The organism is Mycoavidus cysteinexigens, from assembly GCF_003966915.1.
GTDB classification, from domain to species: Bacteria; Pseudomonadota; Gammaproteobacteria; order Burkholderiales; family Burkholderiaceae; genus Mycoavidus; species Mycoavidus cysteinexigens.
This window is the reverse complement of sequence record NZ_AP018150.1, coordinates 1,929,165-1,955,014: the sequence shown is the minus strand read 5'-3', so window position 1 is coordinate 1,955,014 and position 25,850 is coordinate 1,929,165. Positions and strand designations below refer to the sequence as shown.

Genomic DNA, 25,850 nt, shown 5'->3' with positions numbered 1-25,850 from the left:
TAGTGGTTCAGCCTTAATTTTCATCAAGATAAAAATAACTTAGAAATTAACTGCAATTTTAGGCGGCAAATATCACTATCTAGCAGGTCGTGATTTGCTCATATTGAACTCACTATTGTCTTTTTAAAACGATTGGAATAAAAGCCGAAATAAAGGTCAGACTTTTTCATGAAAAAATTGCTGTGTTGAAATAAAAAATACTGTGACCTCGAAAATTAGTTAGTTCACTCTATTGTTAAAAAGGCTGCTAGAATCAGCTCAGCAAAAAGAAGTCGAAGTAAAAATGCGCAGTTGAATGGCGCTGAGGGGTTCTATGTCCATCAGGTGAGCATAGAGCGTTGACCGTACAACGAGGATGCGGACTGAATCGGTCAGCCAGAGGCGGGGCGCTTTACCTCCCCTAGATGCTGAATGCTGAGAAAACGCATAAAGACCATGACATCAACAATATCGGCAGTTTCCAGTTTCAAGCGCACCGTGTTGGGCCACGACGCTCATTATTACATTAAAAAAGCACCGACTATTTAAATCGGGCCGACCAGCAGCACCAAAAAAAGTATTTTTCTGAAGCGCAACGCTTAGTCGACAAAGCGCACAGCACCTTTAATAAACTTCTACCCAAAACGAGCCTGTCCGCATGTGCAATTCACATTCCTCGGTTTTACGTTCAGGCGGAGGAAGGCTCAGAGCAAACAAGGCAAGATATTTACTAGTTTCCTGCCGGGAGTGAGCAATGATGCCATGAAACACATGCGGCAGACCGTGCGAGGATGGAAGCTTCATCGACAAACGCTGAAAACGCTTGCTGATTTGGCGCAGCAATGCAACTCAACGACCCGAGGGTGGTGGAACTACTATGGGGCATTTTATCAAACGGCAATGCGCAAGCTAGTCCGATATCTGGATCAACGGTTTGAGCAATGGGCCAGAAGGAAATACAAAACACTGCTGCGTCACAAGCGACGCAGTATGGAATGGCTCCGCAAGATGAAGAATGAGTATCCACGGATGTTTCACTACTGGCAGGCAGGGGGAAGTAGGGTTGGATGACAGGAGCCGTATGAGGCGAGAGTCTCACGTGCGGTTCTGTGAGCACCTGAGGGTGATGTTGCCCCCTTCTCACGGACAGTAAAGGGTTTCCATAAATCAATTGGAAACAGAGATGAAATTGTTTTGTAAGTCGGCATGAATACTAGGTAAAACAGAATCCATTGTGCCCAGTATCAGACCCTCTGACTCGTATAGAGAGTCATCAGGCTGAATGTCGTTTTTTTGCAAATGTTTCCTTTCAAAATGAATCGGTGAAACGTAATCAAGAGAGGAATGCCTACGTTTAGGGTTATACCAAGCCTCAATCCACGTAAATACAGCTAAGCGAGCGTCAGACTTACTTTTAAAGCTACGCCGATCCAGCAATTCGCACTCAAGACTGGCAAAGAAGCTCTCTGCCATCGCATTGTCGTAGGCATCACCAACGCTGCCCATAGACAGTTTCACGCCCGCTGCCTTGCAGCGATTGCTAAAGGCAAAACTGGTGTATTGACAGCCCTGGTCGCTATGATGAATCACATTCTCAGGCTGACGTTGTTCAAGTGCCATATTCAAAGCGTCGAGCATCAGCTCTGTAACGAGAGACTCGCCAATGGCCCAGCCCACGACACGTCGACTCCACACATCCAAGACAATGGCCAGATAGATAAAGCCAGCTCCAGTCGGCACAAACGTAGCATCCGCCACCCATAGCTGATTCGGCTCATCAGCAACAAATTGACGCTTCACCAGATCAGGTGCGGGCGGCTGCCGTAAGTCACGCCGAGTGGTCACTTGATAGCGACGACGGCACACGCCACGTAGGCCCTGAAGGCGCATCAGCCTTGCTACTCGGCGACGGCTAACGGCCCAGCCTTGCTCCATCAGCTCAGCTCGAATACGGGGCATTCCATACGTCGCATCTGACTCAGCATGAATGATGCGAATCTCTTCTATCAGCTGCGTATTTTCTTGTTGACGAGCACTCGGTTTACGCTGACTCCAAGCGTAATACGCACTACGCGAAACTTTTAACACTCGGCACAGCACCTGCACGGGGAATTCGGCCTGATTCGCCATCATGAGCTCGAAGAGGGGGTAGATATCTTCTCGCCTTTTGCGGCAAACCAGGCCGTAGCCTTTGCCAAGATATCGCGCTCCATTTGAAGCTGTCGTACTTGACGCCGTAAGCGACTGAGCTCTTCTCCCTCTGCCGTAGTTAGGCCCACCTTGATCGATGATTTAGGGGCTTGAGCTATTGAGGCTTGGGCGACCCAACTCAAGATTGTTTTAGTGCAGCATCCGAACTCTTTAGATAGCTCTTTAGCGCTCTTACCTGCTTGCACAAGCTCTACGATTTGTTGACGAAAGGCCGATGGATATGGCGCTTTGCTTTTACGCATTACAGACTCCTTTTTGATAGTTTAAGGGTGTCCGTGAAAAGTGGTCAACATCAGGGGGCGGTTCCCTCGGGTGACTCGACGAGATTTTGGTATTGCCTAAGCGCCAGCTCGAAGCCTTGAGTTTTATTTCGTGAAAGCCAGATTGTTAACTGGTGTCTTCAGAGATAAGTAAACACAAAATATAGAGATACCGTCTTCCAAGTCAAGCAATATTTCGATAATTTTCTTGGTAAGGCATACGTGTTTTAAGCACGCCAAAACACAGGTGAACCAGTTTTCTCATGCAAGCGCCCAGAGCCGACATAGCGGATTTACCGCGCGCGCGTAGACGTTCGTATAGAGCTTTGACGTGTGCGTTATAGCGTATAGCGACAACAGCGGCCATATAAAGCTTAGCGCGGATTTCAGGAGAACCTGCTTTAGAAAGTCGGGAGCGGCCCAATACAGAGGAACCGGATTGTCTTTCTACGGGCACTAGGCCCAAGTAAGCGGCGAGTTGTTCGGCCGTTTTAAATGAATGGGTTTGCATCACAGAAAGCATCGCTTTGCCGACTTGTGGGCCAATCGCGCGAATGCTTTTTAGCAAACCTAAGTCTTCTCTCAAAGCAGGATGCTTGTCGATATGATCATCGATCTCTTGTTGAAGTTGTTTTAACTGGGTTTGCAGAAAATGAATGCTGTCATCAAGCGATTTCTGAACACGCTCTGGAGTAGTCGAAATGCTGGCTTTTTCTTGGCGATTACGCTCACGCTGTAGGTCTTCAGAAATAGCTTCCTGGCGGGCGAGCAAAGCTTTAAGCGCTCTTGCTTCTGGAGCTGAAGGAACCCAAACATCAGGTTTGCATAGCAAGCCAAAACGAGCGATCAAGAAACTGTCAACTGCGTCAGTTTTAGTCCGTATGGCTAGGGTCTTTCCTAAAGCCTTTATTTGGGCCGGATTGACGATGGAAACCGCAACACCTGCATCGTGTAAGGCTTGAGCGGCTTGCTCATGATAACCCCCCGTAGCTTCCATTGTGACGTGAAGCTCCGTAAGCTCAATACCTTGTTTGGCAAGCCAGGTTAATAGTTCACTGAACCCAGCTTGGCTATTGGTTACTTTTTTGGATTTACGTTTAAGACCGGTTTCATCCAGTAAAAACGAGCAATCCAGCTTGGCTTTGGCGACATCGATTCCGAGGTAATACATCTTTATGTTCTCAATTTACAATAGAATTACCAACTCACTCACTATCCTTGTGCATACAGGGTCGAACCCTTGGCTACCGTTCAGTTTTATGTTGGTGAGAAGTGAAGTGAAGGGTTTGATCTTTATAACAAGGTCTATGCCTTAAGAGGAGTAACAAACTCTCTTCACTTCGTGTGATGGGAGCTAACCACCACGGAAATAATGATACAAGAGGAGTAACAAACTCTCTTCACTTCGTGTGATGGGAGCTAACCACCACGGAAATAATGATACAAGAGGAGTAGTCAGCAATGTTGTCAATTTCAGGTTCAAATGTCCCCCATATCTCCAACGCTTCGACTCGGTCCAATCTGCTGACACGGGTTGAAGCAATTCATGAGCAAGCGAGCGGAGAGGGACAGACCATTGTGCAAGCCAGCGAAAATTGTTTGGTGAGCAATCAAGCCTCTGGAGATAACAATGTATTTACAACGTACATTGCCTTAACGGCTTCAGATTCAAATGCCAAGTTAGTATTTGAAAAGTTGAATGGCCATGCAGAGGCCGCGCGTTATAAGCCCTTGGCTCAATTAGGCACGCATATTGAAGAGCTAAGGACTGCCTACCTTAATGTGCTCGAAGAAATTGATGAAGTAAGAGACGGTCTCAAGCTATATATTCCTTCTGAAGGACAAGAAACGGCGGATAGTAAAATTATCTTTCCACTCATTGATAAAGTACGCGAATTTTTATCGTCTAGCAAAAAAGTACTTTTGCTACTTGGAGAGGCGGGCTCAGGTAAATCCACCTTTAATAGACATTTAACGCGCATGCTATGGGATGAGTATCAACAATCCTCTACTACCCCTATCCCGGTTTTTATTGCACTTGCTGAACATACGCCGTCTTGTAAGGATTTAATAGAGAGCTATTTACTGGAACAAGAGTTTTCGCCAGAAGCGATTACTGGGCTTAGAAAAGCAAAACGTCTGGTTTTTATTCTAGACGGTTTTGATGAAATTCAAGATCGTACACAAGCCTTTTATACTGAGAATAAGCTCGATCACTGGAAGAATGCTCAAGTTATTATTAGTTCACGCCCCGAGTATCTCGGAGGAAACTATCGTAGTCAATTTCAGAAACGGGGGCAGACTTCTGTTTTACAAGAATATTGGCTTTCTACGATTTCAGATGATTGGATCACCGCCTATATACAAAAATATATTCAACATACCCAACGCACTGGATGGAATCTAAAACGATACCAGGACGCCTTAAATAATTTACCGACGTTAAAAGAAGCGATCCGCCGTCCATTTTTACTGCGGATGGCGCTTGATCTTTTACCCGATTTGGCCGAAAGCGGGTCAGCGCCGATGACTCGTATTGCACTATACGACGAATTTATATCGCGTTGGTGGAATCGATCAGAAGAGCGGTTGCTGCATATTACTTTAACCGATGAAGAGAAAAAAGCACGAAGTAAGTTGGGGCAACATCTGGTTGCAAAAGGGCTAAAGGCGAGCCAAGAGATGGCGATTGCTCTAACTCAAAAACACCTTGTACAGGCTTTCTATGACCCTGAAAAAGAAGAGATTATTCCAAAAGCCTGGGGGAAGTACTTTAATGAAAAGGATGCAGAAAAACGTTTATTACTGTTCAATGCACCGCTGATTCACCAAGGACAACACTATCGTTTTATCCATAAATCGATTCAGGAATATTTAGTGGCTCGAGCGATTTGCGGTCCTGATTTTAAGGTGACGGAATCCTATCCAAAAGATGTAATTAATCAGCTTTCTTTGGTTAAAGAGCCGGTTATTTTAGATTTTCTTGTGGAGCGGGTTAAAGAACGAGCGCAGTTTAAGGCCTATCTTCACGCGTGGATAGAAGCCTCTAAAAACCCAAATATTTCTGTAATGGTAGGGGCGGCGAATTCGATGACGGTATTGGTCAGAGCCGGGATACAATTTAACAGTGCGGATTTAAATGGAATCCGGATACCAGAAGCGGATTTGAGTAATGGTGTATTCGATTCAGCGCAATTACAAGGAGCGGATCTAAGAAAGGTTAAGTTTCACACGAGCTGGCTACGGCAGGCGAATTTAAGAGGAGCGCAGATGACCGATGTGCAGTTCGGCGAATGGGTGTATTTGCAGGAAGAGAGTGAGGTATTTTCCTGTACCTATTCGCCGGATGGTAAAACCTGTGCGATGGGCTTTGATAACGGCGTGATTCGTGTGCATGATACGTCAAACTGGGCAACAATCCACACCTCAGAAGGCCATACCTCCCGTGTTATGAGCGTGGTGTATTCGCCGAGCGGTTTGCAGCTCGCCTCGGGGAGTGATGATTGGACGGTACGTCTGTGGGATGCGCAAAGCGGCGCGGCGGTGCACACCTTAAAAGGCCATACTCGCTCTGTTTGGAGCGTGGTGTATTCGCCGAGCGGTTTGCAGCTCGCCTCGGGGAGTGTTGACGGGACGGTGCGTCTGTGGGATGTGGAAAGTGGCGCATCTGTGCACACTTTAGAAGGCCATATCGCCACTGTTAGAAGCTTGGTGTATTCGCCGAGTGGAGCGCAGCTCGCCTCGCACAGTAATGACAAGACGGTGCGTCTGTGGGATGCGAAACGCGGCACGGCTGAGCATACCTTAGAAGGCCATACCAACATTGTTACTACGGTGGTGTATTCGCCGAGCGGAACGCAGATCGCTTCGGGCAGTTGGGATGCTACGGTACGTCTGTGGGACGCGGAAAGCGGAGTTGCTGTGCACACTTTAGAAGGCCATAATTCCTGTGTTAATAGCGTGGCGTATTCGCCGAGCGGAGCGCAACTTGCCTCGGGCAGTGATGACGACACGGTGCGACTATGGGACGTAGAAAGCGGCGCGGCTGCGCACACTTTAGAAGGGCATAACGAGGCTATTAGTAGCGTGGTGTATTCGCCGAGTGGTTTGCAGCTCGCCTCGGGGAGTTATGACTGGACGGTATGTCTGTGGGATGCGGAAAGCGGCGCGGCTGAATACACTTTAGAAGGCCATCTCGACGCTGTTAGAAGCTTGGTGTATTCGCCGACCGGAGCGCAACTCGCCTCGCGCAGTGATGACGAGACAGTGCGTCTGTGGGACGCGAAACGCGGCACGGCTGAGCACACCTTAGAAGGCCATACTTACCCTGTTAGTAGCGTGGTGTATTTGCCGAGTGGCGCGCAGCGTGCCTCGAGCAGTTGGGACAATACAGTTCGTCTGTGGGACGCGCAAAGCGGCGCGGCTGTGCATATCTTAGATGGCCATACTTCCATTGTTAAAAGCGTGGCATATTCGCCAAGCGGTTTTCGGATCGCCTCGGGCAGTGCTGACAAAACGGTGCGTCTGTGGGACGCGCGAAGCGGAGCAGCTGAACGCACCTTAGAAGGACATACAAGCGCTGTTATTAGCGTGGCGTATTCGCCGAGCAGTACGCAGCTTGCCTCAGGTAGTGCTGACAACACGGTACGTCTGTGGGATGCGGAAAGCGGCACGGCTGTGCGCATCATAGAGGGTCATACCAGTGGTGTTAGGAGCGTAGTATATTCACCGAGCGGAGTGCAGCTCGCCTCGGGCAGTGCTGACAAAACGGTACGTCTATGGGACGCGCAAAGCGGAGAGGCTGTGCGTACCTTAGAAGGCCATGCAGAAGTTGTTACTAGTGTGGTGTATTCGCCGAGCGGTTTGCAGCTCGCCTCTGGCAGTAATGACAGGACGGTGCGTCTGTGGGACGTGCAAAGCGGAGTGACTGTGCGCACCTTAAGAGGACATACCGGGTGGATTTATAGTGTGGTGTATTCACCGAGCGGATCGCAGCTCGCCTCGGGCAGTTATGATAAAACGGTGCGACTGTGGGATGTGAAAAGCGGAGTGGCTGTGCGTACGTTAAATCATACTGACTTTGTTGATAGCGTGGCGTATTCACCGAGCGGATCGCAGCTTGCCTCGGTCAGTTCTGATAAAACAGTGTGGCTGTGGGAAGTTGTCTCGGGGAATTGTCTAAAAATCATTGAAGATTTTAGTTGGCAAGTTTCTAGTATTGCCTGGACAGTTCTGAATGGACAACAGTATTTGGCGACGGGTGGCCGAGATAAGTCAGTGCGGCAATGGGAGCTCAAAAAAGAAGGATCAGGGTATCAAGCGAAACTGTGCTGGGGTAATCCGAGGCATGAAGTGCTGAACTTGAGGAATATGCAGATAGAAGGGGTGCAAAGCTTAAGCGAGAGGAATGTGCGGCTTTTAAAACAGCGTGGAGCAATAGAAGAAATGCGAGGCTTAAGTGTGGAGAACGAGGAACTCTTAAAGCCGCATTGGGCACTAACAGGTGATGTGATAGAGCAAAGTAAATCATTTATAAAGAGAGGTTTAAAGAAAGTGCTAAAATCAAAGTAGAGAAGATTGGTTGCTATCAAAATTGAATAAAATCAAGCGGCAAGGAAATAAATATTAATGTGTTCTAATAGGTTTTCGTTTTAAATAGATGATATTTTGCAAAGCCCTAAGCTTAATGTTGAAAAATAGCGATAAGGAATTATTTTCGATCGTATCTCATGGTGTAAGGCGAGGGTGCTGTCTCTATTTGTGAGCTTTGTAACTGCCGATAAAACGCTCTCAATCCAAGCGCCTGCTCACGCCATTGCCAGCAGACGTTGGCGTTATAGGCATTGACTTCGGCAATCTCAGCAATCGAAATGCTGGCGGGTTCTCGGTCAAACTCGTTGGGAGGTCCGGTAGGTTCGTTGGCAAATGCTGCGTTGTAGAGGCGCACGAAGCCAACGTTAACGCCAAAACGGTCAGTATCAGCTTGGGTAACATAGATAGGCACTTCCTTAATAATCGTTTCACCTTTTTCTTTGACGATTTTGATGCGGTCGCGGGGTAATCCCCCCATTTTTAATAGATTTTAAAAGTAGAAAGCTAAGCCACAAGGGCCAATTTTTGTTTAGGGGTAATGCCTCCAATGGCCATATTGGGGCGTTCGTGATTATATGTCCATAGCCAACGTGTGGCGCAATCCTGCACCTGCTCAAGCGTATCAAATAAATCCTGAGCCAGCCAATCGTAGCGAACAGTTCGATTGTAACGCTCAATATAAGCATTTTGCTGCGGCTTACCCGGCTGAATAAACTCCAGGGTGATACGGTGTTTTTGAGCCCAAGTTTGCATTACAACACTGACATTTTCCGGACCATTATCGCAACGAATGCGCTTTGGCTGACCTCGCCACTCAATGATTTGTTCCAACGAGCGAATCACGCGCTCTGAGGGCAGAGAGAAATCCACTTCGATACCTAATCCCTCGCGATTAAAATCATCGATGACATTAAATAGCCGGATGCTTCTTCCATCCGAGAGCTGATCGTTTTCTGAAGACTGCTTAGGCTTATAACGGTAGCATGTTTGGCTTACCCCAAACATCTCACAAGCCAGCCGGACACTCACTTCCTTTGTCTCTACTGCCCATTGCGCCACCTTGCGTCGGCAAGATGGCGTCACCACTTTTTTTGCATGGCCTCCTGGATAATTTCCGCCTTTAATCTTTCTTCTGCATACATCTTTTTTAGACGACGATTCTCTTCTTCAAGCTCTTTTAGCCTCGCTATCATCGACGCATCCATTCCCCCGTATTTGCTCCGCCATTTATAAAATAGCGACGAGCTCATCCCATGCTCTCTGCATAGCTCTGGTACCGGCGATCCCGCTTCCGCCTGATTCAAAATACTGATGATCTGGCTTTCTGAAAACTTTGATTTCTTCACGTAAAACTTCCTTTTTCTCTTTGGAGGAAATTCTACTTTCAAATCCTATCAATTTGTGGGGGGATTACCATAGGGCGTCCACTATGGCAGGAGTGTTTGCGTTGAGCGAGTTCTCGGCAGCGTATAGCCAGCCAGTCATTGAGTTCGACCAGATTAGAAAAGCGCGCAAGCGGCGTGAATAACCATTCCCGTACATTGCCCACCTGATTCTCAATTTGCCTTTTCTCCCAGCCTGCGGCTGGTGTACAGGCGACTGGCTCGAATCAGTAATGATTGGCTAGAGTCAGAAAACGCCGATTAAATTGACGCTCCTTACCGACTAAAATGGTATCCACCACCGTCTTGAGATTATCGTAGATGATTCGGTTGGGCACGCCACCCAGAAAAGTGAAAGCCTGTCTATGTGCATCGAATACCATCTCTTGGGTTTCGCGCAGATAGGCTACAACAAAGAGCTGACGGCTATACGCCAGCCGAAAATGGGCCACCTTAACTGTTTGCCCAACACCCCCTAATTCGACATGCTCATGGCTCCAATCAAATTGGCAAGCATCAGCAGGCTCAAAGACGAGGGGTACAAAAACTTGTGTGACTCGCGGTCCTTGAGCCTTTAGTTTCCAATCCTTAACAAAGCGTTGCACGCTGTCGTAAGCGCCCGGGTATCCTATTTCTTGTAACCCTTCAAACAGTCGACGAGCAGTACGACGGCGGCCACGGGGAAACTTGGCTTCCTGTTCTAACCACTGCTTTAGTTGTCCTTCATAAGCACCCAATTGGGGCCGTATCGGTTGTGTTCGATCGTACTTGGGTTCCTTTACCGTCTCAATATGTTTGCGCACTGTCGGACGCGATAAACCCATCTCTCGTGCTATCGCGCTGATGCTCTGCTTTTGTACTTTGTATCGACGTCTTATCTCGTAAATCATTTCCATGTAAAACACTCCAGTTTCCCCGGCAAATTCGCCGGATCTTTGCATAAATAGGATGGAAACTTTTGGACGCTGTTTCCTCTAATAAACTGGTAAGTTTTGCACGCTGTTTTACAGTTCAAAGTATCCCGATTCAGGTACAGCGGGCCGACTGATACTCAATAACACTACGGCATTGATGACAGCAGGGAAAATGATTAATCCAGCTATTCCGTTGAGCCTCGCGGCAGCAAGTATGCCGTATTTACCGTTTTTGAATCGCCTGACGGCAGCAGCGCTAGCAAAGCGCCCACAGGCGGCGCAGCCCATAGCCGAGCGCATACGCCAGCTCGGACCTAAAGCGAGTGTTTTGACGACACCGACGGCATTCGAAGTCTCGAATTGAACAAACCGGATGGATCAGCACAACAGATTTTTGCTCACTGCTGAGCTTAAGCGCGATGAAGGCGTGAGCCTTAAACCTTACACGGACACGGTGGGCAAGCTCACGATTGGCACGGGGCGTAATCTGAGCGATATGGGTATTAGCTCCCATGAAAATGATTATTTACTGAGCAACGACATTGTCCGAGTTGAAAAAGGGCTGGATGAACACATGCCGTGGTGGCAAGCGCTTGACCCTGTGCGCCAGCGAGTATTGGCAAATATGTGTTTCAACTTAGGGATTGGCAAATTGCTAGGGTTTAAACATACGCTGCACTTGATGCAAAGTGGCCAATACACGCAGGCAGCCGATGCGATGTTGCAATCGAAATGGGCTGTGCAAGTGAATCAACGAGCGGTGCGATTGGCAAACATGATGCGTTTAGGTCAAACGTAATGGGCGGGTTTGTACGCCTTTTTAGCCAGCAGTTGCCAGTTTTACTCATACTAACGAGTGCCTTACTGGCGAGCAGCGCAGCCTGGAAAGTACAGGAATGGCGGTATACAGGACAGATTTACCAGTGCAAAGCTGAGCTTGAAATTTATCAAGCGCGTATTGCAACCGCTACGGCCCAACTCGCCGAAGCCCAAGCCAAAGTTGTTATACAAACTGAAATTCAATACCGTGACCGCATCAAAATTGTCAAAGAGAAAGGTGAAACCATCATCAAGGAAGTCCCTGTCTATGTTACCCAAGCTGATACTCACCACTTTGGCGTTAATGTTGGCTTCGTGCGCCACTACAACTCTGCATTTACCGGTGAGCTTGCCGGAGTTGCCACAGAGCTTGACCGAAGACCCGCCGGAATTTCGCTTGCTGAGCTGGCCGAAGTGAATGCCTATAACGCCAGTGTTTGCTGGCAGTGGCGCGAGCAAGCACTTGGATTAAGAGCGTTCTATCAGCAGCTACAGAATACACACAAAGAAATGCCATAGCGCCTTCTAGCATTTATATAGTAAGTACAAATTGCTTCGAGAGCAGGAAGGGAGAATCAGCTTTGGTAGTACGCTCGGGAAGCTTGCGCCGGATTTTTAATTCGAAAAAAATGAATAAAAATTAATGAAAAAAAAGATAGGTTACTCTCCGCTTCGGAGTTCAATCCAAATTAAAGATTTTTATGCCTTATTAAAAATTAAGTATGAGCTTTCCGAAACAAATTTGAAGTAGAATTTCTCGAGTAAAACCTCAAATAAAAGTCGAATTCTCTCGAAGGTTTGGGAGTTGTCTACGAGCCAGCTTTGAAGTGAGGGGTTTCATTCAGCAAAAGCTGGATTTTTAGCTGGTAGAAGTGTATTGAGCCGATCAATAAATTATTAGAGAGGAGCGACCACCATGTTGCCTATTTCAAATCAAAAAAGTCATCCGCCTTCTTCTATCCCCTCGAATACGCCAGCACGGCCGGATTTGTTTCATGTCGTTCATGAGGCAGAGGTGAGTTCCTACACACAAACCAGCGTAGGCTTAGTCAGTATCCCAATCCATGGTTCGCATAACGAGAATACCATACATTACCATGGAACGGCTTTAGATCCTAAGTTGTTAGAAACCTTAATTCAAGGGTATGAGAAGAGTTTGGCGGCGCAGAAGGAAGCGCTGCAGTCAAGCCCTGAACCCCTTGCGATACTGGGCAAAAGTATCGAGAAATTCAAGGAAGAGTATGAAAAGAGTTTAAAGGGTAAGGGGGAATGGGATGTGCTATCGATGTATGTTCCGGTGCAGGGGATTAAGAAAAGTGGACTGAGCGAAGAAACCGTCGATCTTGAAGCAGAATTAGAGCGATTCTTTGCGTCAGATGCGACGGTCTTCTTATTGCAGGGCGTAGCGGGGACCGGGAAATCGACGTTTAATCGTCATTTGGCCCTTAAAAAGCTGGGAGAGTATCAGCATCTATCCGAAACCCAAAACGATCCGCCGTTAGTATTTTTTGTCGAGCTTAGAAGCATAGAAAATCCGAATAAGCAGGTAATCCAACAATTTTTGCAAAGTAAAGGATTTGCGCTGGAACAGATTGAAGCTTTACGGACACATTCACATCAACGCTGTATTTTTATTTTCGACGGATATGATGAGATCAAGGAGCGAAATCGTAATTTTTATGATTTAAATGAATTATGGCAGTGGGAAAATGCAAAATTTGTGATTACAAGCCGACCTGAGTATTTGGAGGCGAATTATCAAACGTATTTCCGTCCTAAAGGAGCGCGTGATGGATTTAGGGAAGCCTGGATGGCGCCGTTTTCTGCAGATCAGAGGTTTCATTATATTGAAAATTATGTGAACAAGATGAACCCTCCGTGGACGGTAGGGCAATATGAGCAGGCATTAAACCAGTTGAGTACTTTAGGCAAAGATCTGGAGCGTCCGATCGTATTGCGCATGCTGTTGCAGATACTGCCTGAGCTGGGGAAAACGGATCAAAACCAAAAAGCGTTAACGCTAGGAGCGGTATACGAGCATTATCTTCAGCATTGGTGGGGGAATTGGCAATCTCGCTTGGGAGCCATTGCATTAACTGATGACGAGGAAAAAGCAAGAAAAGAACTGTGTGAACACGCAGGCGGATTTGTGGAACAGGGTTTTAAATATATAAACAAGTGTGCCGTAGAGTTGAGCAAAGCGGGGTTGACGTTTGCTCAGGATAGCGAAGATTTTGAGAAGCAATATAAAAAAGTTTATTCGGCATTTTTTGCCAATGATGCAAAGACGCGTCTACTGCGCTTTAACGCACCATTCCAAATGAGGCAAAAGCAGCACTATGAGTTTTCGCATAAGTCGATGCAGGAATATTTAGTGGCCCGAACTATTTGTACGCCTGATTTAAAAGCAAGAGAACCGCATCCAGAAGATGTGCTAAATCAGCTCCCTTTAGTTCAAGAACCGGTTATTTTAGATTTTCTAGTTGAGCGGGTTAAAGCGCAACCTCAGTTTGAGGCGTACCTTCATGCATGGATAGAAGTTTCTAAAATCCCAAATACTCCTGTAACGGTAGGGGCGGCGAATGCGATAACGGTGTTGGTTAGAGCAGGAGTGCAGTTTAATGGGAAGGATTTAAAGGGAATCCGAATACCTGGAGCGGATCTGAGCTATGGAGTATTTGATTCGGCGCAGTTGCAAGGATCGGATTTGAGCCGGGTCAAGCTTCGCACAAGTTGGCTGCACCAGGCGAATTTAAGCAGGGCGCAGATGGCCGGGGTGCAGTTTGGCGAATGGCCGTATCTGGAAGAGGAGAGCGATGTGAGATCCTGTGCCTATTCGCCGGATGAGAAATTCTGTGCGATGGGTCTTGGTAACGGCGTGATTCGCGTGTACGAGACGTCAAGCTGGACAAAAATCCGCGCCTTGACGGGCCATACCGACTCTGTTTTGAGCGTGGTGTATTCGCCGAGTGGCGCGCAGATCGCTTCGGGAGGTTATGATGGGACGGTGCGGCTGTGGGACGCGAACAGCGGCGCGCAGACCGCTTCGGGAGTTTGGGACAAGATGGTGCGGTTATGGGGCGAGAAGTGTGGTGCACCCATCCTCACCTTGATGGGCCATACCGGCTGGGTTTACAGTGTGGTGTATTCGCCAAGCGGTTCGCAGATCGCTTCGGGAAGTGCTGATCATACGGTGCGGCTGTGGGACGCGAAGAGCGGCGCACCCATCCTCACCTTGACTGGCCATACCGACTGGGTTTATAGCGTGGTGTATTCGCCGAGCGGTTCGCAGATCGCTTCGGGAAGTTCTGACGAGACGGTGCGGCTGTGGGACGCGAAGAGCGGCGCGTCTGTCCTCACCTTGAAGGGCCATACCAAACCTGTTACTAGTGTGGCGTATTCGCCAAGCGGTTCGCAGATCGCTTCGGGGAGTAGGGACAATACGGTGCGGCTGTGGGACGCGCACAGCGGTGTGGCGGGGCACACCTTAACCGGACATACCAACAGGGTTAATAGCGTGGCGTATTCGCCGAGCGGGTCGCAGATCGCTTCGGGAAGTGAGGACAATACGGTGCGTTTGTGGGAAGCGAAGAGCGGCGCGTCTGTCCTCACCTTGAGGGGTCATACCGGCTCTGTTACTAGCGTGGTGTATTCGCCGAGCGGTTCGCAGATCGCCTCAGGGAGTGTTGACAAGATTGTGCGACTGTGGGACGCAAAGGGCAGCGTGCGTGGTCCCACTTTGACTAGCCGTCCCGACTGGGTCAATAGCATGGCGTATTCGCCCAGCGGTGCGCAGATCGTTTCGATGAGTTGGGACAATACGGTGCAGCTGTTGGACGCGAAGAGCGGCGCGTCTGTCCTCACCTTGAGGGGTCATACCGGCTCTGTTACTAGCGTGGTGTATTCGCCGAGCGGTTCGCAGATCGCTTCGGGGAGTTGGGACAATACGGTGCGTTTGTGGGACGCGAAGAGCGGCGCGTCTGTCCTCACCTTGAGTGGCCATACCAAACTTGTTACTAGCGTGGCGTATTCGCCGAGCGGTTCGCAGATCGCTTCGGGGAGTTGGGACAATACAGTGCGTTTGTGGGACGCGAAGAGCGGCGCACCCATCCTCACCTTGACTGGTCATACCGGCTCTATTACTAGCGTAGCGTATTCGCCCAGCGGCGCGCAGATCGCTTCGGGAAGTTCTGACGAGACGGTGCGGCTATGGAATGTCATATCGGGAGAGTGTCTAAGAGAGATTCGAGATTTTACTGGGGGAGTCTGTGACGTAGCCTGGAAAGCGACGTCGGAGGGATCGCATTTGTTGACAGGCAGTGGTAATAAGTTTGTTCGTCAGTGGGAAATAGGAGAGGGAGCTGAAGTGCGGGTTCGCTTAAACTGGGTGTTCCCGCATGCGACGCTGAATGTGAATAAAACAATAATAGAAGGAGTAGTAGGGCTAAGCGAGATGAATCGAGCACTGATAAAGCAACGGGGGCGCAAATGATGGAGTTGTATTGTCAGACTTCGCGTGAGAGAGACTAAGTTAACGTAGGGTGTTAACAGGGCGTATTGGAAGTTCCTCACGGGACTTCCAATAGGTAAATGTTGGATTTAACTAAAATCATTTCGAGATTATTTTATCTAATATAGGAGATATTTATCTCGCTTCAATTCCTAATTTTTTGGTTCAGGCCAAGTGTATACACAAGGCTTTATAGAAAGAAAGACAAGTAAAATTTTGTCAACGGCATCTGGCAAATCCTTATAAATACTATATGGCTTTTTGCCAAGCTGTTGACAAGTATTTTCTCTAGTCTATTGATTTATAAGCAAAAAATGCGTTTTGCCACTAGGATTGTGATTCCAGTTGTCGCGGGTTCGAGCCCCGTCGGTCACCCCACCGCATAAGGCTTTGCGAGGTTTCTGAATCCAAACTTTACAACGGATTTTGCAACTTTACAACGAACGCCGATTTCGTAGCTGTCCAAATCCTAAAAAACTGAGCACTAAAAAAGCACTAAGAATAGTGCAAAATATCTGTATGGATGTACAGTAAAAAGCATTTTCACTCTAAAAAATTTGAGTTACTATTTTGGTGAGTCACCGTGGTGCAAGAGCAGCAGTAATTTTGCGCATAGAAAAACTCTCCCGTAGTCAAGAACAATAAAACGAAAAACACTTTCCTTGTTTTTATAGAGCAGTGCCACTAATATCCATTAAATCTTCTTGTATCGGGTCGACATATTCGACCGAAATCAGCTTTGCGCAATCTGTATCGAGCATGAGCGAATGACTTCCCGCGATAGCGGTGCGCACTCAAGTACTCCAGCCTGATCTAATTAATACGAATCAAAGAAAATAGGGACTAAAAATGTTAGGAAATATATCCCCCTCGGCGTTACCAGAAACCCTCGCCCGGAACCTCGGTGATTATTATTTAGGTCAAGCTCGCGCTGAGAAGGAAAAGGGAAACTTGGATACAGCGCTGACCTTATACGATCAGCTGAAAGACACATTGAAGTCGCTTGGTAGCGTAAAAGAAGCCTTGAGGAAAGCGCAATATCCTCACACATTAGCAGATGAGACATTGCGAAAGATGATGGCCGATGCCTATTTCGAACGTGGGAAAGTGTTAGAAGGCTTAAATTTATTTTCCAAAGCAAGGGTCAGCTATTGTAAGGCTGAAACATGGGGGCACGATGAAGCCAAGCAACCTCCTGCTGAAGCTGTGCAATTCCCTCTATCAGTACATAGCGCTCCCTCAAGTAAATGGGAGTCGGTTCGGACTGCCATACCCGCCTTAATATCTGTCCAGAAAAAAAGTAATCTGGTGGATTATCTGTTTAAAAAGGCGCTGTTGACGCTGAACTCCTTAAAGGTGTCGAATAAACCGAGTCTTTTTCTGGTGTATGCCCACAACAACGTAGATCACGGAAAGGCCGAAGCTGAGACGTCGAAGTATTTCATCGAGAGGTTATCTGAACTCGAAGGGGTTAAGCTGTATTCGGACCAAGCGCCAATGGGTCGCCCGTACATAATGTCGCCGGAAGAGCTGAAAAAGGACGGGAAACTAGGAGATATCTTAACCAATCAGCTGTGTTTGTTGCCGGCCCAGGTAATAAAAGATGTGAAACCGGTCGATAAGGCCGTGGTGTGTTGTTCTGAGGTATTAGGAAGCTACCTAAAATGGGCGGACTATAAAAAATTTCATGAGGAACTTCGAGAAGCTTATTTCAAAGATCTAGAGGCCTATGGCAAAAACAATGAACAAAATGACACTGTAGCCATACGTAAGGTGCTGAAGAAATTCTCAGAAGAAGCAGAATATAAGGCGGGGTTCCATCATGTGTTGACAGAAATAGCTTTTTTGCAAATCCGTGCAGAGCAGCCCAAAGAGCACGGTATTCTCCCGGTTTCATTAACGCTCAATAGCTATGAGGAGTGCCTAGGGGCTTTTATAAAAGCGACGGTGGTTCGGATAGAGGATATTCCCAGATTGGAGGGGCAAGCGCAAAAAGGAGGAGAAGTCTATCAGAATCAAAGTCGGCACCTGGTGCTGTTTAAGTTGATCGAACGGCTGTTAGTGGGCAGTCCTGAGTCGAAAACGTTTCTGGACAAATTTTGGACGGGGCACAGCACTCTTATTACGCTTTTAAAGAATAATTCAAAGCTTGGCGAGCTTGAGTTTAGCAAACTATTAGAGAGCATCTTCGACGGCATCCAGAGAGCGCAGCACAGCCAGCTTGCCGCAATCATGCAGGAACAAAACGAGCAGCGGTGGGCACTCAATGCAGATCCCAAGGTCGAGTTGGAGACACGGTATTTTGATAGCCTTAAGCAAGATGAGGCGTTTGATCAACTGCTACAACTCTATGTTGAACCCCGTGGCAAAGCGAAGCTGCATGAGGCCGGGACCCACAGCGATAGCGACAACAACAGCGTCAACAATTCCTCTGGCCTCTTACCGCAAGTTGAAGCGTTTCTAAAAGATAAAAAAGTGATTTTGTTGACGGGAGACTCTGGGGCGGGCAAGACGACCTTCAACCGCCGCCTAGAAAAGCACTTATGGGAGCACAAAAAAGCAGACGATGCGATTCCGTTGTTTATATCTCTGCCGAGTATTGACAAGCCTGAGCACGATCTCATCGCCAAAGCGTTAAAGAAAAGAGGGCTGTCAGAATTACAGATTCAGAAATTAAAAAAAGAAAAGTTTGTCTTTATTTTGGATGGGTATGATGAGATACGTCAGACGCAAAATCTGTATGTGAGCAATTTCATCAACAAGTCTGACGGCTGGCAGGGTCAGATGGTGATCAGCTGTCGCAGCGAATATCTTGGCCAGGACTATTGCAGTCGTTTCCAACCGAATCCTATGCTGCAGGACAAGGATACGTTGTTTCAAGAGGTCGTGGTCGAGCCATTTTCAGAAAAAGAGAGCGATCAATATCTAGAAAAATATGTGGCGCACAACCCAACGGGCTGGACGGCACAAGCCTACCGAGAAGCTTTCTCCCAACAATCTAATTTAAAAGACTTGATTAGCAACCCCTTTTTGCTGCGTGTGGTGCTAGACGCGTTGCCGTACGTCGAAAAAAAGGGGAAAGCGGTCTCTGCTATTCAGTTACGTCTGGACCTGTATGATCAGTTCGTCAAACAATGGTTCGAGCGCAACCAGCAGCGCTTAAGCACACAAGAGTTAACGGGAAGCAAAAGAGAGGTCTTTAGAGAATTATCCGATGATGATTTTGCTGAGCACGGTATCGCGTTTGCGCAAGAGTTAGCGGTGCACCTATATACAGAGAATGGAGGTAAACCGGTAGTTGAGTATTCATTGCGTAAAGACAAGGGGAGTTGGAAGGATGCATTTTTCGATCGAAAAGAAGAAAACCAACTGCTGCGAGAAGCGTGGCCGCTGATCCGAAGTGGGACTGAATATCGTTTTATCCATAAATCGCTGCTGGAATATTTTGTGGCAAGGTCGCTGTTTGAGTCGTTCGATAGGTGTATGGATCTAAGCGCCCGCCAGCGTCGAGGTAGCGCTGCTTCAGTCTATAGTTTTGAAGAGCGCGCTGTTTTGCCGCCAAAAACGCAACGAGAGTTATCGTTAACCCCAAAGCATTGGACTGGCGATCTGGGCATTGTGCGCTTGTTGACTGATCGCGTTCAGCAAGAGTCAATATTTAAGGAGCAGCTGTTAGCGATAATCGAGCGCTCGAAAACGGATAAAAGCGTACGCCAAACAGCGTCGAATGCAATGACGATTTTGGTCAGAGCGGGCGTACCGTTTCCTGATGCGGATTTAAAAGGGATCCAAATACCCGGAGCAGATCTGAGTTTTGGGTTCTTCGACTCAGTGCAGTTGCAGGGTGCGGATTTAAGAAAGGCGACGCTTCGCGCGAGTTGGCTACACAACGCCAATTTAAGCGGTGCGCAGATGGCAGGGGTGCAGTTTGGCGAATGGGCGTATTTGCAAGAAGAGAGCGAGGTGAACTCGTGTGCCTATTCACCGGATGGGAAAACCTGTGTGATAGGACTTGATAACGGTACGATCCGTGTGTATGCGACGTCGAATTGGGAAAAGATGCACACCTTAACCGGCCATACCTCCTGTGTTTTTAGCGTGGTGTATTCGCCGAGCGGTTCGCAGATCGCCTCGGGGAGTGGTGACGATACGGTGCGTGTGTGGGACGCGCAGAGCGGTGCGGCGGTGCACACCTTAACCGGCCATACCAACAGGGTTACTAGCGTGGTGTATTCGCCGAGCGGTTTGCAGATTGCCTCGGGGAGTGGTGACGATACGGTGCGTGTGTGGGACGCGCAGAGCGGTGCGGCGGTGCATACCTTAACCGGCCATACTGGCAGGGTTTTTAGCGTTGTGTATTCGCCGAGCGGTTTGCAGCTCGCCTCGGGGAGTTCTGACAAGACGGTGCGTGTGTGGGATGCGCAGAGCGGTGCGGCGGTGCACACCTTAACCGGCCATACCGACTCTGTTAGGAGCGTGGTGTATTCGCCGAGCGGTTCGCAGATTGCCTCGGGGGGTGGTGACAAGACGGTGCGTCTGTGGGACGCGCAGAGCGGCGCGGCGGTGCACACCTTAACCGGCCATAACGAGGGTGTTAATAGCGTGGTGTATTCGCCGAGCGGTTTGCAGATTGCCTCGGGGAGTAGTGACGATACGGTGCGTCTGTGGGACGCGCAGAGCGGTGCGGCGGTGCACACCTTAACCGGCCACACCAGCTGGGTTAATAGCGTGGTGTATTCGCCGAGCGGTTTGCAGATTGCCTCGGGGAGTGGTGACAATACGGTGCGTCTGTGGGACGCGCAGAGCGGTGCGTCGGTGCACACCTTAACCGGCCACACTGGCTGGGTTAATAGCGTGGTGTATTCGCCGAGCGGTTTGCAGATTGCCTCGGGGAGTGGTGACGATACGGTGCGTGTGTGGGACGCGCAGGGCGGTGCGGCGGTGCACGCCTTAACCGGCCATACCGGCTCTGTTAGGAGCGTGGTGTATTCGCCGAGCGGTTTGCAGCTCGCCTCGGGGAGTGTTGACACTACGGTGCGAGTGTGGGAGGCGCAGAGCGGTGCGGCGGTGCACACCTTAACCGGCCATACCAACTGGGTTAATAGCGTGGTGTATTCGCCGAGCGCTTTGCAGATTGCCTCGGGGAGTTCTGACAAGACGGTGCGAGTGTGGGAGGCGCAGAGCGGTGCGGCGGTGCACACCTTAACCGGCCATACCTGGGATGTTTATAGCGTGGTGTATTCCCCGAGCGGTTTGCAGATCGCCTCGGGGAGTGCTGACAAGACGGTGCGAGTGTGGGAGGCGCAGAGCGGTGCGTCGGTGCACACCTTAACCGGCCATACCAAAGAGGTTAATAGCGTGGTGTATTCGCCGAGCGGTTTGCAGATTGCCTCGGGGAGTGGTGACGATACGGTGCGTCTGTGGGACGCGCAGAGCGGTGCGGCGGTGCACACCTTAACCGGCCATACTGGCAGGGTTTTTAGCGTGGTGTATTCGCCGAGCGGTTTGCAGCTCGCCTCGGGGAGTAATGACAAGACGGTGCGTCTGTGGGAGGTTGCCTCGGGTCACTGTCTGAGCGTGATTCAGGCGTGGAGCGCCGTGTTGAGTGTGGCTTGGAGGGGGCAGAATGGACACAACTATTTGGTGAGCGGTAGTGCAGACCGGTTGGTGCGGCAATGGGAGCTGAAAAAAGATCCAGAAAAAGGCTATCAAGCCGTATTGTGCTGGCATATGCCGAGGCATACAGAGTTGATGGTGAAGGATATGCTGATTGAAGAGGCTCAAGGTTTAAGCGAGCTGAATGTGGCCCTTTTAAAGCAGCGTGGCGCGGCGGTATCGCCGAAATTAATGCCAGCAGCAATGATACAAGAGGAGTAGTCAGCAATGTTGCCAATTTCAGGTTCAAACGCCCCCCTTATCTCTAATGCTTCGACTCGGCCCAATCTGCTGACACGGGTTGAAGCGATTCATGAGCAAGCGAGCGGAGAGGGGCGGACTATTGTGCAAGCCAGCGAAAACTGTGTGGTGAGTAATCAAGCCTCTGGAGATAACAATGTATTTACAACGTACATTGCCTTAACGGCTTCAGATTCAAATGCCAAATTAGTATTTGAAAAGTTAAATACCCATGCAGAGGCTACAAGTTATAAGCCTTTGGCCCAATTAGGCACACAGATTGAGGAGTTGAGAGCGGCCTACTTCAATGTGCTGGAAGAAGTTGACGAAATAAGAGATGGCCTCGCACTATATGTTCCTTCTGAGGGACAAGAAACGGCGGATAGCAAAACCTCTTTTCCGCTCATTGATAAAGTACGCGAATTTTTATCGTCTAACAAAAAAGTGCTTTTGCTGCTTGGCGAGGCGGGTTCAGGTAAATCCACCTTTAATAGACATGTAACGCGCTTGCTCTGGGATGAATACCACCAATCCTCTACTACTCCTATCCCGATTTTTATTGAGCTTGCCGAACATAAGCTGTCTAGTGAGGATTTAATAGAGAGCTATTTGCTGAAACAAGATTTTTCGCCAGAATCGATTAATGAGCTTCGGAAAGAAAAACGCCTGGTTTTTATTCTAGATGGTTTCGATGAAATTCAAGATCGCACGCAAGCATTTTATATACATAATAAGCTTGATTACTGGAAGAATGCCCAAGTTATTATAAGTTCACGCCCCGAAGATCTTGGAGAGAATTATCGCACTAAGTTTCAGAGGCGTGGTCAAACCTCGGCTTTGCAAGAATATTGGCTTTCGCCCACTTCAGATGATTGGATCACCGCATATATTCAAAAGTATATTCGGCTTTCCCATCACACTGGTTGGGATTTAAAGCGATACCAGGAAGCCTTAAATAATTTACCCACTTTAAAAGAAGCGACCCGTCGTCCATTTTTACTGCGGATGGCGCTTGATCTTTTACCTAATCTGAGCAGGAATGAGTCGGTGCCGATCACTCGGATTGCGCTGTATGATGAATTTATATCGCGTTGGTGGAATCGCTCGGAAGAGCGGTTGCAGCATGTCAAATTGACCAAGGAAGAGAAAGATGCACGAATCCAACTGGGACCGCACCTTGCTGCAGAAGGGCTGAAAGCAAGCCAGGAGATGGCGCTAGCTCTGACCCAAAATAGACTTGTACAAGCCTCCTATAATCCTGAGAAAGGTGAAGTTGCTCCAGAAACCTGGCGAACATATCTTAATAAAAAAGATGCAGAAAAACGTTTGTTACTCTTTAATGCGCCGCTGATTCATCAAGGACAACACTATCGCTTTATCCATAAATCAATCCAGGATTATTGTGTGGCGCGGGCAATTTGTAGTCCGCAATTTAACGGCGCTCAGCCCGATGTTAACGCGGTGTTGAATCAATTCTTATTAGTGGATGAATCGCTGATTCTTGATTTCTTGGTGGAGCGAGTTAAACAGTACTCGGCTTTTAAAGCCTACTTATATAAGTGGATAGAAGCCTCTAAAGATCGTGCTGCTGCGGTGACGATGGGAGCGGCCAATGCGATAACGATTTTGGTCAGAGCTGGGGTGCAGTTTAACGGGGCAGATTTAAAGGGAATCCAGATTCCCGGGGCTGATCTGAGAGAAGGTGAATTCGATTCTGCTCAATTGCAAGGGTCGGATTTAAGGAACGTCAAGCTTCGTAATAGTTGGCTGCGCAATGCAAACTTAAGTGGTTCAGAGATGGCAGGAGTACAGTTTGGCGAATGGCCGTTTCTCAAAGAGAAGAGCGGGGTAAGGATTTGCGCGTATTCACCGGATGGGAAATCATTCGCTGTGGGTCTCGATAATGGTGCAATCAGCATATATGCTACTTCGAGCTGGGAAAACATACCCACCTTAAGCAGACATAACAATTGTGTTGTGAGCTTGGCATATTCGCCCAACAGCGAGCAGATCGCTTCCGGTAGTAATGACAGAACAGTACGGCTTTGGGACGCGCGAAGCGGTCAGCTGAGTCATACATTATGTGGACATATCAATTATGTTCAGAGCGTGGTGTATTCGCCGAGTGGACGTCAGATCGCTTCAGGCAGTTGGGACTGGACGGTGCGGCTGTGGGACGCGCGCTCTGGCCAGCTCCGCTTCATCTTAAACGGACACACCGATTCTGTTACAGGAGTGGCATATTCGCCCAATGGCGAACAGATTGCCTCCCGCAGTGAGGACAAGACAGTGCGTCTGTGGGATGCGCAAAGCGGTCAGCTCCACCATATCTTAAGTGGACAATTAGGGCCTGTTTTTAGCGTGGCGTATTCGCCTAACGGCAATCAGATTGTCTCCTGCGGTAGGAGAGGAGTGCGTCTGTGGGATACGCGCTCTGGCCAGCTCCGCTACATCTTAAGCGGACATACCAATTCTGTTATAGAAGTAGCGTATTCGCCCAATGGCGATCAAATTGCCTCCGGCAGTACTGACAATACAGTACGTCTGTGGGACGCGCGAAGCGGTCATCTCCGCCACACTTTAAGCGGACATGCTAAAAATGTTACTAAAGTAGTGTATTCGCCCAATGGCGCTCAGATTGCTTCCTGTAGTGATGACAAAACAGTGCGTCTATGGGACACGCAAAGCGGCCAGTTCCGCCATATCTTAAGCGGTCATACCCACTATATTATGAGCGTGGTGTATTCTCCCAGTGGTAAGCAAATCGCCTCGAGCAGTTTGGACAAAACAGTGCGTTTGTGGGACGCACAAAGCGATCAGCTTGGTCGTGCCTTTATCGGACATACTAACGGAATTACTAGCGTGGCGTATTCGCCCAACGGCGCTCAGATCGCCTCTGGCAGTGATGACAAAACAGTGCGTCTGTGGGACGCGCGCAGCGGTCAGCTCCGCCACACCTTAAGCGGGCACACCGATTTTGTTAGGGGCGTAGTGTATTCGCCAAGCGGCGAGCAGATTATTTCCGGCAGTTTTGACAATACAGTGCGGCTGTGGGACGTACGCTCCGGTCAGCTCCACCAAATCTTAACCGCAAATATCGTTTGGGTTACCAGCGTGGCATATTCGCCCCGCGGCGATCAGATCGCCGCCGGTGGCGTCGGCGCAAAAGTGTTTCTGTTGGATGCGCAAAGCGGTGAGCTTCGCCACACCTTAAGCGGACATACCAATTCTGTTAATAGCGTGGCGTATTCGCCCAATGGCGCTCAGATCGCCTCCGGCAGCGAGGATCGTACAGTGCGTCTGTGGGACGCTCAAAGCGGTGAGATCCGCCACATCTTAAGCGGGCATACTAGTATTGTCAGGAGCGTGATGTATTCGCCCCACGGCAATCAGATCGCCTCGGGCAGCGAGGATCGTACAGTGCGGCTGTGGGACACGCAAAGCGGTGAGCTCCACCACACCTTAAGGGGGCATACCGGGTCTGTTGATAGCGTGGCGTATTCGCCCAACGGTGAACAGATTGCTTCAGGGAGTTATGATCAGACAGTGCGACTTTGGAACGTTACTTCGGGTCAGTGTCAGGGAGTGATTCGAAATTTTAAGGGTTCGGTTAAGAGTGTGGCCTGGAAAGCGACTGCCGATGACAACTATTTGGTGACGGGTTGTGAAGATAGGTCCGTTCGCCAGTGGAAGGTGGAAAGAAATGGAGAACAATATAAATTGGTTCTATGCTGGAGTTCAACGCATGAGGCTCTGATCGTGACAGATACCTCAATCGAGAACGTGCAAGGGTTAAGCTGTATCAATAGTCAGCTCTTAAAGCAGCGCGGCGCAATACAGGCGAAGTTCAGTAAATTACAACAGAAGCCACAGGTTAATGAATCGCTACAGCAGCCACAGGTCGATGAATCGCAGCAGAAATGTTTGTTGATGTGATTCTCTAGGAAGGGTACTGCATTTGTTGTAACTGCCAATAAAATTTTTTGAATCCAAGTGGCTGCTCACGACGCTGCCAGCAGACATTGCACCCATAACACTCTCCCCAATGCAAGTTGCAGGTCGAACACCTGAATGCTCTCCCCAGAGGAAGGGGGCCTACCATTCCATCTACTTTTTATTCCTATCAATTTGGGGGGGATTACCTGAGGAGCGTTGGGGGGAGATGAGCGCATTTCTATTCAAGTATTCAAAGAAGATGACTCAAGTCTTGGCAGGTGTAATGTGGAATATGAACTAGTGCCTCAATTTTGGGTCTCTGAAGAAGAGCCCGCTCAACGCTCCAGTCCAT

The 25,850-nt window shown here is 48.8% G+C and carries 12 protein-coding genes and 2 pseudogenes; 7 read left to right on the top strand and 7 right to left on the bottom strand.

The features are described from left to right. Window positions 1–741: 741 nt before the first annotated feature. Window positions 742–1,050, top strand: a complete 309-nt coding sequence (locus MCB1EB_RS08315) for a group II intron maturase-specific domain-containing protein (RefSeq protein ID WP_126353998.1) — start codon at window positions 742–744, stop codon at window positions 1,048–1,050. A 231-nt stretch (window positions 1,051–1,281) separates the two neighbouring features. Here the strand turns inward: MCB1EB_RS08315 and MCB1EB_RS08310 are convergent. The 6 genes and pseudogenes from MCB1EB_RS08310 to istA all read right to left on the bottom strand — a co-directional run. Further along, window positions 1,282–2,432 (bottom strand): annotated as a pseudogene (locus tag MCB1EB_RS08310) (IS3 family transposase); the annotation flags it as partial. Between the two features lie 202 nt (window positions 2,433–2,634). After that, window positions 2,635–3,621: an IS110 family RNA-guided transposase gene (locus MCB1EB_RS08305; RefSeq protein ID WP_126353997.1), complete on the bottom strand. Its 987-nt coding sequence runs from the start codon at window positions 3,619–3,621 to the stop codon at window positions 2,635–2,637. 4,539 nt (window positions 3,622–8,160) lie between these two features. Then, window positions 8,161–8,520: a hypothetical protein gene (locus tag MCB1EB_RS08295; RefSeq protein ID WP_052394060.1), complete on the bottom strand. Its 360-nt coding sequence runs from the start codon at window positions 8,518–8,520 to the stop codon at window positions 8,161–8,163. Window positions 8,521–8,546: 26 nt separating this feature from the next. Next, window positions 8,547–9,388 (bottom strand): annotated as a pseudogene (locus MCB1EB_RS08290) (transposase). A 38-nt stretch (window positions 9,389–9,426) separates the two neighbouring features. Then, window positions 9,427–9,591, bottom strand: a complete 165-nt coding sequence (locus tag MCB1EB_RS12095; protein WP_161566211.1) for a hypothetical protein — start codon at window positions 9,589–9,591, stop codon at window positions 9,427–9,429. 60 nt (window positions 9,592–9,651) lie between these two features. Then, window positions 9,652–10,320, bottom strand: coding sequence for an IS21 family transposase (istA, locus tag MCB1EB_RS08285; RefSeq protein ID WP_161566210.1), 669 nt, complete (start codon window positions 10,318–10,320; stop codon window positions 9,652–9,654). A 190-nt stretch (window positions 10,321–10,510) separates the two neighbouring features. On the opposite strand from istA, the gene MCB1EB_RS08280 reads away from it, so the two are divergent. The 4 genes from MCB1EB_RS08280 to MCB1EB_RS08265 all read left to right on the top strand — a co-directional run bounded on the left by MCB1EB_RS08280 (window position 10,511) and on the right by MCB1EB_RS08265 (window position 15,649). Then, window positions 10,511–10,702: a hypothetical protein gene (locus tag MCB1EB_RS08280; protein ID WP_045365261.1), complete on the top strand. Its 192-nt coding sequence runs from the start codon at window positions 10,511–10,513 to the stop codon at window positions 10,700–10,702. Window positions 10,703–10,711: 9 nt separating this feature from the next. Continuing rightward, on the top strand, window positions 10,712–11,137 hold the full coding sequence (locus MCB1EB_RS08275; protein WP_045365263.1) for a glycoside hydrolase family protein: 426 nt from the start codon (window positions 10,712–10,714) through the stop codon (window positions 11,135–11,137). Continuing rightward, on the top strand, window positions 11,071–11,676 hold the full coding sequence (locus tag MCB1EB_RS08270; RefSeq protein WP_161566209.1) for a hypothetical protein: 606 nt from the start codon (window positions 11,071–11,073) through the stop codon (window positions 11,674–11,676). The genes MCB1EB_RS08275 and MCB1EB_RS08270 overlap by 67 nt, the downstream gene beginning before the upstream one ends. 397 nt (window positions 11,677–12,073) lie before the next feature. Continuing rightward, entirely contained in the window at window positions 12,074–15,649 is a 3,576-nt protein-coding gene (locus MCB1EB_RS08265; protein ID WP_052394067.1) for an NACHT domain-containing protein, read from the top strand. 686 nt (window positions 15,650–16,335) lie between these two features. Here the strand turns inward: MCB1EB_RS08265 and MCB1EB_RS12545 are convergent. Further along, window positions 16,336–16,461 carry a hypothetical protein gene (locus tag MCB1EB_RS12545; RefSeq protein WP_269471763.1) on the bottom strand — a complete coding sequence of 42 codons (126 nt, stop codon included), beginning with the start codon at window positions 16,459–16,461 and terminating at the stop codon, window positions 16,336–16,338. Window positions 16,462–16,516: 55 nt separating this feature from the next. On the opposite strand from MCB1EB_RS12545, the gene MCB1EB_RS08260 reads away from it, so the two are divergent. Beyond that, window positions 16,517–21,544, top strand: a complete 5,028-nt coding sequence (locus MCB1EB_RS08260; protein ID WP_126353995.1) for an NACHT domain-containing protein — start codon at window positions 16,517–16,519, stop codon at window positions 21,542–21,544. Between the two features lie 6 nt (window positions 21,545–21,550). Beyond that, window positions 21,551–25,498, top strand: a complete 3,948-nt coding sequence (locus tag MCB1EB_RS08255; protein WP_052394068.1) for a WD40 domain-containing protein — start codon at window positions 21,551–21,553, stop codon at window positions 25,496–25,498. The last annotated feature ends 352 nt before the right edge of the window (window positions 25,499–25,850 follow it).